The following is a 14,838-nucleotide window of genomic DNA, read 5'->3' as shown; positions in this document are numbered from 1 at the left end:
CCACCGGCCGTCGCTCCACTGTGGTGGCGCTGATCAACGACCCACGCGCGGCCGACGGCTGGGGTACGATCAAAGCGCTGCTGGACGAAGCTCTGCGCAGCGCCTGAGTCCGGTTCCGTCAGCCGCATCATGCAACTATCCGACTGGTTGGGCTTTACTGCCGCAGCCTTGACCACAGCCTCCTTCGTCCCGCAGGTCTGGCTGACCCTGCGCACGCGCGACGTTTCCGGCATTTCAATCGGCATGTATGCGGCGTTCACGACGGGTGTGTTCCTCTGGCTGATCTACGGCATCGCCGAGGGTTCCTGGCCACTCATCGCAGCCAATGCCATCACCTTGAGTCTTGCCTCCTGTGTGCTGCTGCTGCGCCTACGCTACGGGCACATCCCGCGCGAGTAGTCGTCGATGAGGCCGGAGTTCCTCGCCTGGGCGCCGCTCGCAGGTGAGGACGGCGAGTTCGAGGCGCTGCTGGACGAAGTCTTGCGCAACGCCTGAGCAGTCAAGCCAATCCCAAAGCCGAACCCACCCCCTGAACCGGCCCCGCCGCGATGCCAGCCCATGAGCTGCCGCGCATGCATGAGCCCGAATGGGACTGAAGGCTGCGTGCCTCCACCACCGATTGTTGCGACGCAGCAGTCTCAACGCCCCCTCAAGCCGCGCGACGGGCAGATGCTCACGGAATCCCCTCAAATTCCATCACACTCCCAGTGTAAAGGCTTGAATTTAGAGTTTTATCGGTTTATTCATCATGAAAATTGCTTTAGAATTCTAATAACTAGAGTTTCTCAGAACGAGTCTCTAGAGCATATTCGTGTGCGCACTCGTTGCGCACGTTCATGTCCTGATCCGCGCCGCCCTCGGGCGGCAGCCGGGCCTCGCCTGGTGCGATCGACGGGCGTTTCGCCACCCTGCGAATCGGCTTCTCATGCATGGCTCCATGCGCGACCGATTCCTGCCTCGATCCCGCCGCCAGCGCGCGGGGGATCGCCAAGTCGCCATGGCTGGTGCTGCACCGGCCATCCTTTCCTCGGATGCGCCAGCCGGCCATCCACGACTTTGGAGCCACGATGGACGCTGTTTGCGCCACTCCCCCCATGCCGCAAGGCATGAACGAGGCCCGCTCGGGCCCATCACCACACATCGCCGTGCTCGGCGCTGGGGCCTGGGGAACGGCCCTGGCTGCTGCGCTGCAACGCAGCGGCAGCCAGGTCACGCTCTGGGCCAGGCGGCCGGACTTGGTCCACGCGCTGCGGACCCAGAGCAGCAACCCCAGGCATTTGCCCGGCATCACGCTGCCACCGGGCCTGCGCGCCACCACAGAGCTCGCTGAAGCCCTTGCCGGCGCGCGGCTGGTGGTGCTGGCACTGCCTTCGGCGGCGCTGCGCGAAACCGCGCAGCGTGCCGCGCCCCTGCTCGCGCCCGACGCCGTGGTGCTGGCCGCCTGCAAGGGCTTCGAGCGCCAATGCGGTGCGCTGCCCACCGAAGTCTTGCGCGACTGCTGTGACGATCACGCGTTGCTGGGGGTGCTCAGCGGTCCGAGCTTTGCCGACGAAGTGGCGCGTGGCCTGCCCACCCGGCTCACCTTGGCGCTGCCCGCGCTGCTGCCGAGTCATGCGCAAGCGCAGCGTGCCCACGCCTTCGCGCTCGGCCTGCGGCAGCAGCTGGCGGGAGCCGCCATCATGCTGGAGCTGACCGACGACGCGGTTGCGGCGCAAGTCGGCGGGGCGCTGAAGAACCTCGTCGCCATTGCTAGCGGCATGGCCATGGCGCAGGGCCTGGGCGAGAACGCACGCGCCGCCATCGTCACCCTGGGCCTGGACGATATGCGCCGGCTCACCTTGGCGCTGGGCGGCCGCAGCCAAACCCTGCTGAGCAGCTGCGGCGTGGGCGACTTGTTTCTGACCGCGGCCTCGGCCCACTCGCGCAACACCCGGCTCGGGCTGCGGCTGGGGCGTGGCGATGGCCTGGATGCATCCGCTGCATCGGGCGAGTTGACCGAGGGCGCCATCGCCGCGCTCTCGGTGCAAGCGCTGGAGCGTCGCCTCGGCCTGCGCCTGCATGTGGCCGCCTGCGTGCGCGAGGTCCTGCTCCAGCACGGTAGCGCGCCGCAGGCGTTGGCGCGTTTGCTGCACGACAGCCCGGCGCAAGTCCTGCCCGAAGAACCCGTGGTGCCCGCGGCCGCGCCAGCCCAGCGCGGCGGCCGCCTGGCCAAGGTGGCGCGTCTGGCCACCGCGGGCTGGTCGCAGCGGCCAGCGCAGTGAGAGCCACGGTCATGCCGCGCACCATCCTGGCGACCGACCTCGACGGCACCTTTCTCGGCGGCAGCGCGGCGCAGCGCGAGGCGCTGCTGCAGTGGATCGCGGCGCATCGCAGCGAACTGGTGCTGATCTTCGTCAGCGGCCGCGGCCAGGCCTTCATGCAGCAACTGGCGACGGAGTTGCCGGTGCGGCCCGACCACCTCATCGGCGATGTCGGCACCAGCGTGGCTTGCGGTCCGCAGTACGCCCCGCTGCCGCCGCTGGAGCGCTGGCTCGACGCCGCCTGGCCGGCAGACTCGGCGGCGCGCATCGAACGGCAGATGCGGGCGCACCCGCAGTTGCGCCCGCAAGCCGTGGTCAGCGGCCGGCGCCGCTCCTATCTGTTCGACGATCCGGCGCAGACCCACGGCGCGCGGCATGACATGCGAGGCCTCGGTTTCGACACCCTGCTGTCGGACAACCAGTATTTCGACGTGCTGCCGCGCGGCGTGCAAAAAGGCCCGACCCTGCTGCGCACGCTGATGGCGCTGGGCCTGCCGGCGCAGCGCACGCTGGTGGCCGGCGACACCCTCAACGACCTGTCCATGTTCGAGACGGGCCTGGCCGGCGTCGCCGTCGGCAACCGCGAGGCGGCGCTCGACGCCGCCATCGCCCACCACCGCAACGTCTACCGCAGCCCGCATCCGGGCGCGGCCAGCGTACTCGACGCCTTAAGGCGCTTTCATCAACTGGGGAATATCCATGGTTTCATCACTGGTCATCGTCTATCACAGGCAGCCTTATGAGGAGCAGATCGAGGACGGCAAGACCGTGCTGCGCGAGAACAGCAGCCCCAACGGCATCGTCCCCGCGCTCAAAGGCTTCATCGGCCAAGTCGATCGTGCCAGCTGGGTGGCCTGGAAAAAAGCCCCCGCCGGCAAGCCGATCAAGTTCGAGCGCCGCATCACCGTGAACGACAGCTACGGCAGTTACGAGGTGGTTCGCCTGCCCCTGAGCGGGGAGCAGATCAATCAGTTTTATGACATCACCTCGAAAGAGGCGCTGTGGCCCATTCTCAACAGCTTTCCCGCGCTCTACTCCACCGAGAACTGCGACTGGAGCGTCTTCCGCGAAGTCAACCGCCTGTTTGCCGAGGCCGCCTGCGCCGAGGCCGCGCCCGGCGCCGTGGTCTGGGTGCACGACTACAACCTGTGGCTGGTCCCGGGCTTCGTGCGGCGCATGCGGCCGGACCTGCGCATCGCGTTTTTCCATCACACCCCATTCCCCGCGCCGGACGTGTTCAACATCCTGCCATGGCGTGACGAAATTCTCGACAGCCTGTTGAGTTGCGATCTGGTCGGCTTCCATGTGCCGCGCTACGCACGCAATTTCGCCGCGCTGGCGCAGGCGCTGCGCAAGGTGGACGCGCTGGTGGAGCGCCGCGTCTATCCCAGACTGCAGGCCACCGGCACCGCCTTGTCCGAGCCGGTGACGCCGGTGTCGCTGACGGTGGACGGGCGCAGCGTGCGCATCGACGCCTTCCCCATCGGCACCCATGCGCAACTGATACGCGAGACGGTGCAAAAGACCGAGAACCTGGCGCGCGTGGCCCATATCCGGCGCGAAATTCCCGAGCACACCATCATCGTCTCCATCGGCCGTGTGGACTACGCCAAGGGCACGCGCGAATTGCTGCTGGCCTACGAGCGCCTGCTGCGGCGACGCCCGGCGCTGCACGGCCAGATCAAACTGCTGATCACGGCCGTGGCCGCGGCCGACGGCATGCGCGTCTACAAGCGCGCGCAGCAGGCCATCGAACAGCTGGTGGGGCGCATCAACGGCCACTTCGGCACGCTGAACTGGCTGCCCATCCTGCTGTCCACCACGCCCATGCCATTCGCCGAGACGCTGAGCTATTACCGCGCTGCCGACATCGCCTGGATCACGCCGCTGCGCGACGGCCTGAACCTGGTGGCCAAGGAGTTCATCGCCGCGCATGTGAACGAGAGCGGCGTGCTGGTGCTGTCGGAATTCGCCGGCGCCGCGGTGGAGCTGCAGGACGCGGTGCTGGTCAACCCCTACAGCATCAGCCAGATGGACAGCGCCATCGACCGCGCCCTGGACATGCCACGCGAAGAACAGCACGCCCGCATGCGACGCATGGACGCGCTGGTGGGGCGCTACGACATCGGCCACTGGACCAGGCATGTGCTGGCGCTGTTCGCGCAGTTGCGCGCCGCGCGCCCTGCAGCGCGCGCGCCCGACCGCCAGGCCTTGCGCGCTTGACCATGCCAACGATGCCGCAACCTCCCACCCCAGCCGCAGCCCTGCCGAGGCCGTTGCGCTAGAGATCCGCCATGCACAACCAACTCGTGACCGATGCCTGGCTGTGGTCACAAGCCCACCACCCGGAAACACTGGCCATCGGGCTGAGCGCGCTGGCATTGCCGCTGTTCGCGCTGGCAACCCGGCTGGCCCTGCGGCTGAAGCCGGCAGGGGGCGTGTGGCAGCTGTTGCTGCTGCGCACGCGCCGTGCGCTGCGCGCGATGTGGCTGCTGCTGGTGCTGCGGCTGGACCTGTTTTTGCTGCAGCAGCATCTGCCGCACTGGGCCTGGTCGGCCACGGTGCTGCGCCTGCTGTTCATCACCGCGGTCACCTGGCTGGCAGTGCGGCTGGCGCAGGCCGGGGGCGAGATCGTGATGCTGCGCCGTGGCGGCCTGAGCCTGCCGGACGACCCCAAGCTGCTCGACACCAACCTGCAGGTGCGCGGCGTACTCACCCGCGCCCGGGTGCTGGCGCGGGTGGCCAGCCTGCTCCTCGTGCTGGTGGGGCTGTCGCTGGCGCTGATGAGCATTCCCGGCGTGCGCCAACTCGGCACCAGCCTGCTGGCCTCGGCCGGTATCGCCGGCGTGGTCGTGGGTTTCGCTGCGCGCCCAGTGCTGTCGAACCTGCTGGCCGGCTTGCAGATCGCTCTGGCCGAGCCCATCCGCATCAACGACGTGCTGATCGTGCAGGGCGAATGGGGCCGGGTGGAGGAGATCACCGGCACCTATGTGGTGTTCCGCATCTGGGACGAGCGCCGCATGATCCTGCCGCTGCAATGGTTCATCGAGCACCCGTTCGAGAACTGGACGCGTACCAGTGCCAGCCTGCTGGGCACGGTGTTTCTGTGGGTGGACTACGCCATGCCGATCGACGCCCTGCGCGCCGAACTCAAGCGGGTGTGCGCCGAAGACCCCGACTGGGATGGCCGCCTGGCCATCATCCACGTCACCGATGCCGACGCCGCCGCGCTGCAGGTGCGCTTCCTCGTCAGTGCCGCCAACTCGGCTCGCGCCTGGGAACTGAGATGCCGGGTGCGCGAAGCCATGGTCGCCTACATGCAACGCGCCTGGCCCGACCATCTGCCGCGCCGCCGCCTGCAATGGCAGGGGGGCGACGCGGCAGGTGCCGAACGCCCCTCCCGCATCGCCAACTGAGGACTTCACGATGCCCGCCTGGCTCCTGATCACCATCGACCACAACACGCCGCTGGCCTGGCTCATCGCCCTGGGCGGCATGCTGCTGGCCATGCTGCTGACGCGCGCCGTCAAGCCCTTGCTCGTGGCACGGCTGCGCAACGACAAATTCACGCAACAGCGGCGCATCGTCTTCGCCTTCGGCCTCACCTACGACACCCCGGCCGACACCCTGGAGCGCATCCCCGCGCTGGTGAAGTCCCTCATCGATGAGCACGAACGAGTCCGTTTCGACCGTGTCCACTTCAAGGACTTCGGCGACTCCAGCCTGAACTTCGAAGTGGCGTACTGGATGAAGTCAGCCGATTACACGGCCTATATGGACACGCAGCAAGCCATCAATCTGGGCCTGACGCGCTTCTGCGCCAAACTCGGCGTGGAATTCGCCTTCCCCATCCGTACCGTGCAACTGCAACTGAGCGAGCCGCTGGCCGTGGCCGTGCAGGACCGCCGGGTCACGTCGCCGCGCGCCGTACGCGACGCCTCCTGATTGCCACGCCATCGCCAGCAACAGCAATACCGAGCTCGACTCGGTCACAGCACTCACCACCGCCATCACCGGCGCATTGGCGCACTGGCTTTGACGCTCTCCTGCACGGTTTTGCCCAACACCCAGGTGCGGCTGGGCCGCAGGGAGAGCGACACCGACACGACCATCGATCTGGTCTGCAACTTCCAGTGATCGCTGCACCCTGGGGCGAGCTGCGGATTCCTCCAAACAGCTCCGGAGCGCTCGACAACGCAAAAAGCGCTTGCCGCAATGCAGCGGGACGCTGGTGTGGCTGCTGCCTAGAATCGTTGCAACCCCGCCGATGCTGCGGGCTTATACGATGAGGAGACCCCTGATGCGCATTCTGATTGCCGAGGACGATCAAGTCCTGGCCGATGGCCTCACGCGCTCGCTGCGCGCCAGTCACTACGCCGTGGATCAGGTCGGCGACGGCGCCGCGGCCGACTCGGCGCTGCAGACCAGCGAGTTCGATCTGCTCATCCTCGACCTCGGCCTGCCGCGCCTGTCGGGTTTCGAGGTGCTGCGACGGCTGCGCAGCCGCGGCAACACCCTGCCCGTGCTCATCCTCACCGCCGCCGACAACGTGGAGGACAAGGTGCGCGGACTGGACCTGGGGGCCGACGACTACATGGCCAAGCCCTTCGAGCTGGCCGAGCTGGAGGCCCGCGTGCGGGCGCTGACGCGGCGCGGCATGGGTGGCGCCAGCCCCACCATTCGCCACGGCCCGCTGAGCGTCGACCTGCCCGGACGCGTGGTGATGCTGGACGACAAGGTGGTGGACCTCTCCGCGCGCGAACTCGCCCTGCTCGAAGTGCTGCTCAAACGCACCGGCCGGCTGGTGAGCAAGGACCAGCTGGTGGATCATCTGTGCGTCTGGGGCGAGGAGGTGAGCACCAACGCCATCGAGGTCTACATCCACCGCCTGCGCAAGAAGATCGAGGTCGGTCCGGTGCACATCGCAACCGTCAGAGGCCTGGGCTACTGTCTGGAAAAAATCCCCGGCGCGCCTCAACAAGTCGCCTGATCGAGGCCAGGAGTCCGCTCCCCATCATCCTTCATGGCCAGTCTGCCCCAGCTCGACGAAGCCGCCAAGACCGAGCCCACGCCACCCGGGCGCCGGTTGCGTCAGCGCTCGCTGTTCGGCGAAATTCTGGACTGGATGCTGGTGCCGCTGCTGCTGGTGTGGCCGCTGTCCATCGGCATCACCTATCTGGTGGCGCAAGCCATCGCCTCCCATCCCTTCGACCAGGGCCTGGAGCGGCGCGTGGCGGTGCTGGCCGACCTGGTGCAGCGCAGCCCCGTCGCCGCCCTCCCCCTGCTGCGCCAGCCGGGGACCGACACCCTGGCCGGTGGCGATCCGGTGCTGATGCAAGTGCGTGGCACCCACGGCCAGCTGCTGGGTGGTGACGCCGCCCTGCCGCCGCCGCCCGACGCCGCCGCACCCTGGCCTGACGGCGTGCACCTGCGCGACGCCGAAGTGGGCGGCCAGGAGTTGCGCATCGCCTGGCGCTGGCTGGCCGCACCCGCAGCCAGCGCCTTGCCCGCGATCACGGCCTCAACCGCCGCCGCCGCCTCAAGCAACACGACCCAGACGAACGGCGGCGCATCCACCCCCGCCGCTTCGCCCACTCGCGCTGCGGACAAGCCAGCGCTGCTGCTGGTCCAGGTGGCCGAGGGCTTGAAAAGCCGCACGCTGCTTGCGCGCGACATCGTCCGCGGGGTCATCCTGCCGCAGTTCGTCATCGTGCCCATTTCCATCCTGCTGGTGTGGTTCGGGCTGGGCCAGGGCATCATTCCGCTGAACGAATTGCAGGCGCGCATTCGCCGCCGCCAGCCCGACGACCTGAGCCCGATCGACCAGCGCGAGGCGCCCGAGGAAATCGCCCCGCTGGTGGACTCGATCAACGGCTTGCTCGGCCGGCTGGAGCAATCCATCCTGACGCAAAAGCGCTTCATTGCCGACGCCGCGCACCAGTTGAAAACGCCGCTGGCCGGCTTGCGCATGCAGGCCGAGCTGGCGGCGCGCCAGACCGACCCGCAGGAGCTGCGTGCCAGCCTGCGGCAGATCAGCCTTTCCGTCGTGCGCACCACGCGCCTGGTGAACCAATTGCTGCTGCTGGCGCGCGCCGAGAACCAGGGCGTGGCCGCGCATGGCGCGCTCAGCAGCGTCGACCTGCGCAAGCCGGTGCGCGACGCCGTGCAGGAACTCGCGCCGATGGCGCTCGGCAAGGGGCTGGAGCTGGAGTTCGACGCCCCCGACACGCCGCTGTGGGTGCGCGGCCACGCCCTGCTGCTGCACGAACTGACGAAAAACCTGGTGGACAACGCCATCGCCTACACCCCCCGTGGCGGCAGCGTGTCCGTGCGTCTGAAAGCCGATGCCACCAACTGGCGCGTGCTGTTGAGCGTGGAAGACAGCGGCCTGGGCATCGCTCCGGCCGAACGTGAGCTGGTGTTTCGCCCCTTCTACCGCGTGCTCGGCACCGGCCACGACGGCAGCGGGCTGGGGCTGTCCATCGTGCAGGAAATCGCGCGCCAGCACAGCGCCATCGTCGAGCTGGCCGACAACCCCGCCTGCACCGGACGCGACACGCCCGGACTGGTGGTGCGCCTGCACCTGGCTGCAGCCGAACCTCCGGGCTGAGGTGCCAAGGGCTTTGCGAGACCAGGCCCTCTAACCAACCTCATTCCAATTTCAGGCTGGCCCTCAACCCGCCGTCTTGCGTGCCGGGGCCTTCCGCGCTGCCGTCTTGGCTGGGGCACCCGCGGCGGCCCCGGGACGCGGAGCGAACTCGAAGCCGACCTTGCCATCCAGCTGGCGCACCAGGAAGGCCTTGAACTTGCGCTTGGTGCGGGCGGAGACGAAGCCGTCGAGCAGGTCGGTGCGGCCTTCGCTCAGCAGCTTGCGCATCTGCGCCGGGTCGATGGGCTGTTGCAGGATGATCTTGCCGCTGCGGAAATCGCAGGTCGGCGCAGGCCCCACGCTGTGCTCGCAGACATAGGCGTTGCCGGCTTCGTACACCGCGCCGCTGCACTTCGGGCAGTTGCCCAGCGCTTCCTGGCCGGTGAAGTCCGGGGCTTCGGCGCCCTCGCCGGTCAAGGGCTGGCCGAAGTCGAATTCGAGTTTCCACTGCCCTGAATGTGATCCCCCAGGTGCGTCGCCTTGCGCCTCCCCGCCCCCCGAGGGGCTCAAGGAAGCGCGGGAGCGGCCCTGCGCTTCCTTGAGCTTCGCCTCCCCGCCGTCTCGCACGAGTTTGAGTTCGGCGGCAAATGGCCTGCCCATCTTGCTGCGAAAACCCGTGAGCGGGCCGAGGTGTTTGGTCGCCAGCAACTGCTCCACTTCGGCCAGCTCGAAGCTGCGTCCGGCCGGATGTTTGCCGATGGAAAAGTCGCATTGGGTGCAGGCGAAGCGGTGGTAGTTTTCCTTCACCACGGCGCCGCAGTTCGGGCAGGGCGTCTTGAGCGTGGCGTAGTCGCCGGGCACGCTGTCGCGGTTGAATTCCTTGGCACGCTTGACGATGGCCTCGGTCATCGCCGCGATTTCCTGCATGAAGGCGTCGCGCTGCATCTGGCCGCGCTCCATCTGCGCCAGCTTGTGCTCCCACTCGCCGGTGAGTTCGGGCTTGGTGAGTTCTTCCACACCCAGGCCGCGCAGCAGGGTCATGAGCTGGAAGGACTTGGCCGTGGGCACCAGCTCGCGGCCTTCGCGCAGCATGTATTGCTCGGCCAGCAGGCCCTCGATGATGCTCGATCGCGTGGCCGGCGTGCCCAGGCCCTTGCCGGCCATGGCTTCGGCGTAGTCCTCGTCGTCCACCATCTTGCCGGCGTTTTCCATCGCCGACAGCAGCGTGGCCTCGGTGTAGCGCGCCGGCGGCTTGGTCTTGTGCTCCAGCAGCTCCACGGTTTCAGCGGCGACCTTCTCGCCGGGCTCGACCGCGACGAGATTGGCGTCGTCTCCCTGTTGCGCGCGGCCATAAATTTCCAGCCAGCCGGGCACCACCAGCACGCGGCCCTCGGTGCGGAACTGGTGCGCGTCGATGCGGCTGATGCGGGTGGTGACGTGGAACTCGGCCGCCGGGAAAAACACCGCGAGGAAGCGCCTCGCCACCATGTCGTACAGCTTGGCCTCGGCCTCGCTCAGCGCCTTGGGCACTTGCGGCGTGGGAATGATGGCGAAGTGGTCCGACACCTTGGCGTTGTCGAACACGCGCTTGGTCGGCTTGACATAACCCTTGTCCAGCGCGCTGCGGGCGTAGCCGGCCAAGGGCGCTGCGGCGCCCTCGCCTTCGCCCAGCACCTTGAGGGTGTCGCGGGCGACGGCCACATAGTCCTCGGGCAGGTGGCGCGAGTCGGTCCGCGGATAGGTCAGCGCCTTGTGCTTCTCGTACAGCGACTGCGCCAGCGACAGCGTCATCTTGGCGGAAAATCCGAAGCGCGAATTGGCCTCGCGCTGCAGGGTGGTGAGGTCGAACAGCGCGGGCGAGATCTGCGTCGCCGGTTTGGATTCGTCGGTGACCTCGGCCGTCTTGCCGGCACAGGCGGCGACGATGGCCTCGGCCTGGGCGCGGTCCCACAAGCGGTCGGCGCGGCGATCGCTGTCGTCAGCGTCTTTCTTGAACGCCGGGTCGAACCACTTGCCGTTGTAGTTGCCGGCGGCGGCGGCAAAACCGGCCTGCACCTCGTAGTAAGGCCGCGCCACATGGCGCCGGATCTGCTCCTCGCGCGCCACCACCACCGACAGCGTCGGCGTCTGCACCCGGCCCACCGGGGTGAGGAAAAAGCCGCCGTCGCGCGAGTTGAACGCGGTCATCGCCCGCGTGCCGTTGATGCCCACGAGCCAGTCGGCCTCGCTGCGGCAGCGCGCGGCCGAAGCCAAGGGCTGCATCTCGGCGTCGCTGCGCAAATGGGCGAAGCCGTCACGGATGGCTTGCGGCGTCATGGACTGCAGCCACAGGCGCTGCACCGGCTGCCGGGCAGCAGCGTATTGCTGGATCAGGCGGAAAATCAGTTCGCCCTCGCGCCCCGCGTCGCAGGCGTTGACAACGGCCGTGACGTCCTTGCGCTTGAGCAGTTTGGCGATGGCCGACAGGCGCGACTTGGTCTTCTCGATCGGCTTGAGGTCGAAGTGCGTGGGCACCACCGGCAGGTTGGCGAAGCTCCACTTGCCGCGCTTGACCTCGAAGGCCTCGGGCGCGCCGATTTCCACCAGATGGCCCACCGCGGAGGTGACCAGATAGGCGTCGCTTTCGAAGAACTCGTCGTGCTTCTCGAACTTGCCCGCGGTGGGGGTGAGGGCGCGCACGATGTCTTGTGCGACGCTGGGTTTTTCGGCGATGACCAGGGTTTTGCTCATGGGTGCTTGCATTGAATTCAGAGATATTTGGCGATGCCGGCAATGTCTTCGGGAAACAGTTCGCCAGACTCGGCCAGTTTGACCCGGCCATCACGCCCGACGACGATGGTGACCGGAAGTCCGGCCGGTCTGGGCAGAACCTTGGCCAGTTCGGGCGACATCCAGGCCACCGGAAAGCTCACGCCGCGCTGCTGGACATAAGGCGGCACGTCGGCCGCCTTCTTGTCGATCGACAGGCCGAGCACGATCAGGCCCTTGTTGCCGTGGTCCTTGTAGAGCTGTTCCATATGCGGCATTTGTCTGGCGCAGAACGGGCACCAGGTGGCCCAATATTCCAGCACCACCAGCCGGCCCTTGAGGTCTTGCGTTTGGAGCTTGCGGCCGTCGATCAGTTCGATGCTGGTCGGCAGGGCGAAGGCACTGCCCACGGCCGGCAGCGGCACCGCCTTCTTGTCCTTCTTCTCCAGCACCATTGCCTGCTGCGCCACGGACTGCGCCAGCGCCACGGGCGCGAGTGCCGCTGCGGCAACACCGCCGGCGAGTAACTTGAGATGCAAACGACGCTGCTGGCTCATGCTCGGCCTCCTTACAATTCCGTCGCAACTTGCGCCGGAGAATACGGGTGAGCGCGGTGGCTTCGCAGTCGCCGCTGCGAGGCTCGACAATGCCGCTTGCACCCACTGCGCGCCCATCCGTCGGCAAGCTCGCCGATGCAGTTGGGGACGCCCACTCCTTTTTCTACTTTAACCAGTTTCCCGCGAACGGTGAAACCGCGGGTCCGAGTCCATACCCATGCCCAAAGCCCAGCCAGTCCCGTTCACCGCGAAGCCCAACCACGGCCCGCGCACCGAAGTGCGCTCCTCCCCGGTGCATGGCAAAGGCGTGTTCGCCCGCAGGCCGATTGCGGCCGGCGAGCGCGTGATCGAGTACATCGGCGAGTGCATATCCTGGGCCGAAGCTCTGCGCCGCCACCCGCACGACCCGGCGCAGCCCAATCACACCTTCTACTTCTCGCTCGACGACGGCCGCGTCATCGACGCCCATGTCGGCGGCAACAGCGCGCGCTGGATCAACCACGCCTGCGCGCCCAACTGCGAAGCGCGGCAGGAGGGGCTGCGGGTGTTCATCCACGCCCTGCGCGACCTTGCCGTGGGCGAGGAGCTGTTCTACGACTACCGCCTCGTGCTCGACGCGCGCTACACCGCCAAACTCAAGCGCGAGTACGCCTGCCACTGCGGCACGCCCGGTTGCCGCGGCACCCTGCTTGCGCCCAAGCGCTAAGGCCCTCCCGTGTCCATGTCCAAGCCTGATCCAGCCGCGTCAAGCCGAGCGGCAAGGCCTGCGCCTCAGGCAACACCCGCCTGCGCCAGCGCCGACGCAGGCGAAGCGCTGGCGCTGCAAACCCTGCTCGGGGCGCAGCAGCAGGCTTGCGCGGTGCACTGGTGCGAACAGATTGGTTCGACCAACGCCGAACTGCTGGCACGCGTGCGCGGCGCCGAGCCTCTCAAGAAACACGCCGGGCCGCCCCAAGTGTTTCTTCCCCCCTCGGGGGGCCTGACGCGAAACGACAGGTTTGGGGACGCCAACCCGCAGCTTCTGGTTGCCGGCCACCAGACCGCAGGCCGTGGCCGGCAGGGCCGGCCGTGGGTGGATGGCGCCCACACCAGCTTGCTGGCCTCGCTGGCCTGGCCGTTCGCACCGGGCACACCCATCGCCGGCCTGAGTGTGGCGGTGGGCGTTTGGCTGGCGCAATGCCTGCGCGGCCTGGGGGCCGCCGAAGTGCGCTTGAAGTGGCCCAACGATGTGCTGCTGCAAGAGCGCAAGCTGGCCGGCGTGCTGGTGGAGCTGGCCGACACGCAGCTCGCCCGCTGGGCCGTGATCGGCATCGGCCTAAACCTGCGCAGCCCACCCGACCTGCCCGATGCCATTGGCCTGGATGCCTGCCATCTGCACCAGAGCGCCCCCAGCAGTCCGCCAGCGGACTCCCCCCAAGGGGGTCAAGAAAACTTGGGAGCGGCCCGGTGTTTTCTTGTGAGCCGCTGGGACGTTTTGCGGCGGCTCATGCCGGCCATGCTCGCCGGCCTGCCCATCTATGCGCAGGCTGGTTTCGCCCCCTGGACCGATGCCTGGAACCAGCTGCACGCCTGGACGGGTGAGCCGGTGGTGGTGCTCGACCATGGCGCACTGCGCCAGACGGGCCAGGCGCTGGGGGTGGACGACAGCGGCCACCTGCTGCTGCAGACCGCCGATGGCGTGCGCCGCGTGGCCAGTGGGGATGTCTCGCTGCGGCGCGCCGCTGTGCAGGCCGGCCATCGACCCATGCCCTGAGCCATCCAGCGCGCCGCGGCCCCTCTGCTCTGAAAACCCGCTCTCCTCGCACTCACCCACCATGCTGCGCGCCTTCGTTCTGCTTCTCGTCCTCGGCAATCTCGGCTTTTACGCCTGGTCGCATGGCTATCTGCGCGCCGCCGGTTTGGGGCCCACCGACGTGGCCGAGCCGCAGCGGCTGAAGCAGCAGATCCACCCCGAGCGCCTGACCGTGTCGGTTGCGCAAGCGGCTGCCTCCGCCTTGGCCGCAGCGTCCGCTGCATCCGCGCCCTCGGCCCGGCCCGCGCCGGCGGCTTCGATGGCGTCCGCCGCGCAAGCCGCTGTCACCGCTGCGGCCTCAGCCCCTGCAGGTGCCGCGTCCAGGCTCTGCCTGCAACTCGGCCCCTACATCACCGTCGGCCCGGCCGTGGGCGCCGCGTTGCGCGCCGCCGGGCTGACGCCGGTGGAAAAAAAGCAGGCGCTCAACCCGCAGTGGATGGTGCTGATGGGCCCCTTCCCGGATACCGCCACGCTCAACCGCAAGCTGGGCGAGCTGCAGCGCCTGGGGCTGAAGGATGGCACCTATACACCCGTGACCGACCGGCCGAACTACATGCCCGGCATCTCGCTGGGCGTGCTGGGCACCGAAGCAGCCGCGCAGCAGGAACTGGCGCAGATGCAGGCAAAAGGCGTGAACAGCGCCCAGGTGGTGCAGCGCAATGCGGGCATGAAGTCCACCTTCTGGGTGCTGGACGGCTTGACGCCAGCCCAGGCCGCCACCCTGCGCAAACTCAGCGCCGCGGCGCTGAAAGACAAGAAGCCGGAGGCCTGCGCCGGTTGAGCCCGGTGGCTGCTCGAATCCGGCGGTGCCGCAGCAAGACCATGCCTTGCGCCCGACGCAGCGCCAGTCCC

General features: G+C 68.0%; 13 protein-coding genes. 11 read left to right on the top strand and 2 right to left on the bottom strand.

Annotated features, from left to right (window positions below; all coding sequences use genetic code 11):
• The first annotated feature begins 129 nt into the window (after positions 1 to 129).
• The 8 genes from ACYCUK_RS13115 (at position 130) to ACYCUK_RS13080 (ending at position 8,910) form a co-directional block, all read left to right on the top strand.
• Positions 130 to 399: a SemiSWEET transporter gene (locus tag ACYCUK_RS13115; protein ID WP_461595171.1), complete on the top strand. Its 270-nt coding sequence runs from the start codon at positions 130 to 132 to the stop codon at positions 397 to 399.
• Positions 400 to 1,067: 668 nt separating this feature from the next.
• Entirely contained in the window at positions 1,068 to 2,261 is a 1,194-nt protein-coding gene (locus ACYCUK_RS13110) for an NAD(P)H-dependent glycerol-3-phosphate dehydrogenase (RefSeq protein ID WP_461595170.1), read from the top strand.
• Between the two features lie 11 nt (positions 2,262 to 2,272).
• Positions 2,273 to 3,043 carry an HAD family hydrolase gene (locus tag ACYCUK_RS13105; protein ID WP_461595169.1) on the top strand — a complete coding sequence of 257 codons (771 nt, stop codon included), beginning with the start codon at positions 2,273 to 2,275 and terminating at the stop codon, positions 3,041 to 3,043.
• Positions 3,000 to 4,523 carry a glucosylglycerol-phosphate synthase gene (gene ggpS, locus ACYCUK_RS13100; protein WP_461595168.1) on the top strand — a complete coding sequence of 508 codons (1,524 nt, stop codon included), beginning with the start codon at positions 3,000 to 3,002 and terminating at the stop codon, positions 4,521 to 4,523. Before ACYCUK_RS13105 ends, ggpS begins: the two co-directional genes overlap by 44 nt.
• Positions 4,524 to 4,594: 71 nt before the next feature.
• Complete coding sequence (locus ACYCUK_RS13095) at positions 4,595 to 5,716, top strand: mechanosensitive ion channel family protein (RefSeq protein ID WP_461595167.1); 1,122 nt, start codon at positions 4,595 to 4,597, stop codon at positions 5,714 to 5,716.
• A 10-nt stretch (positions 5,717 to 5,726) separates the two neighbouring features.
• A complete protein-coding gene (locus ACYCUK_RS13090) occupies positions 5,727 to 6,245 on the top strand; it encodes a hypothetical protein (RefSeq protein ID WP_461595166.1) in 519 nt (172 codons plus the stop codon).
• Positions 6,246 to 6,600: 355 nt separating this feature from the next.
• Positions 6,601 to 7,290: a response regulator gene (locus ACYCUK_RS13085; protein WP_112487686.1), complete on the top strand. Its 690-nt coding sequence runs from the start codon at positions 6,601 to 6,603 to the stop codon at positions 7,288 to 7,290.
• Positions 7,291 to 7,323: 33 nt separating this feature from the next.
• Positions 7,324 to 8,910 carry a sensor histidine kinase N-terminal domain-containing protein gene (locus ACYCUK_RS13080; protein WP_461595165.1) on the top strand — a complete coding sequence of 529 codons (1,587 nt, stop codon included), beginning with the start codon at positions 7,324 to 7,326 and terminating at the stop codon, positions 8,908 to 8,910.
• Between the two features lie 63 nt (positions 8,911 to 8,973).
• On the opposite strand, the gene ACYCUK_RS13075 is transcribed toward ACYCUK_RS13080, so the two are convergent.
• Both ACYCUK_RS13075 and ACYCUK_RS13070 read right to left on the bottom strand, forming a co-directional pair.
• Positions 8,974 to 11,619, bottom strand: coding sequence for a DNA topoisomerase III (locus ACYCUK_RS13075; protein ID WP_461595164.1), 2,646 nt, complete (start codon positions 11,617 to 11,619; stop codon positions 8,974 to 8,976).
• Between the two features lie 17 nt (positions 11,620 to 11,636).
• On the bottom strand, positions 11,637 to 12,194 hold the full coding sequence (locus tag ACYCUK_RS13070) for a TlpA disulfide reductase family protein (protein ID WP_461595163.1): 558 nt from the start codon (positions 12,192 to 12,194) through the stop codon (positions 11,637 to 11,639).
• A gap of 217 nt (positions 12,195 to 12,411) precedes the next feature.
• On the opposite strand from ACYCUK_RS13070, the gene ACYCUK_RS13065 reads away from it, so the two are divergent.
• The 3 genes from ACYCUK_RS13065 (at position 12,412) to ACYCUK_RS13055 (ending at position 14,767) form a co-directional block, all read left to right on the top strand.
• On the top strand, positions 12,412 to 12,900 hold the full coding sequence (locus ACYCUK_RS13065) for an SET domain-containing protein (protein WP_461595162.1): 489 nt from the start codon (positions 12,412 to 12,414) through the stop codon (positions 12,898 to 12,900).
• A gap of 15 nt (positions 12,901 to 12,915) precedes the next feature.
• Positions 12,916 to 13,947 (top strand): biotin--[acetyl-CoA-carboxylase] ligase, encoded by a 1,032-nt coding sequence (locus ACYCUK_RS13060; protein WP_461595173.1) that lies wholly within the window; start codon positions 12,916 to 12,918, stop codon positions 13,945 to 13,947.
• A 61-nt stretch (positions 13,948 to 14,008) separates the two neighbouring features.
• On the top strand, positions 14,009 to 14,767 hold the full coding sequence (locus tag ACYCUK_RS13055) for a sporulation protein (RefSeq protein WP_461595161.1): 759 nt from the start codon (positions 14,009 to 14,011) through the stop codon (positions 14,765 to 14,767).
• The last annotated feature ends 71 nt before the right edge of the window (positions 14,768 to 14,838 follow it).

This window comes from Thiomonas sp. (assembly GCF_054608695.1).
The sequence above is the reverse complement of the archived record's forward strand: the minus strand, read 5'-3'. Positions and strand labels throughout refer to the sequence as shown.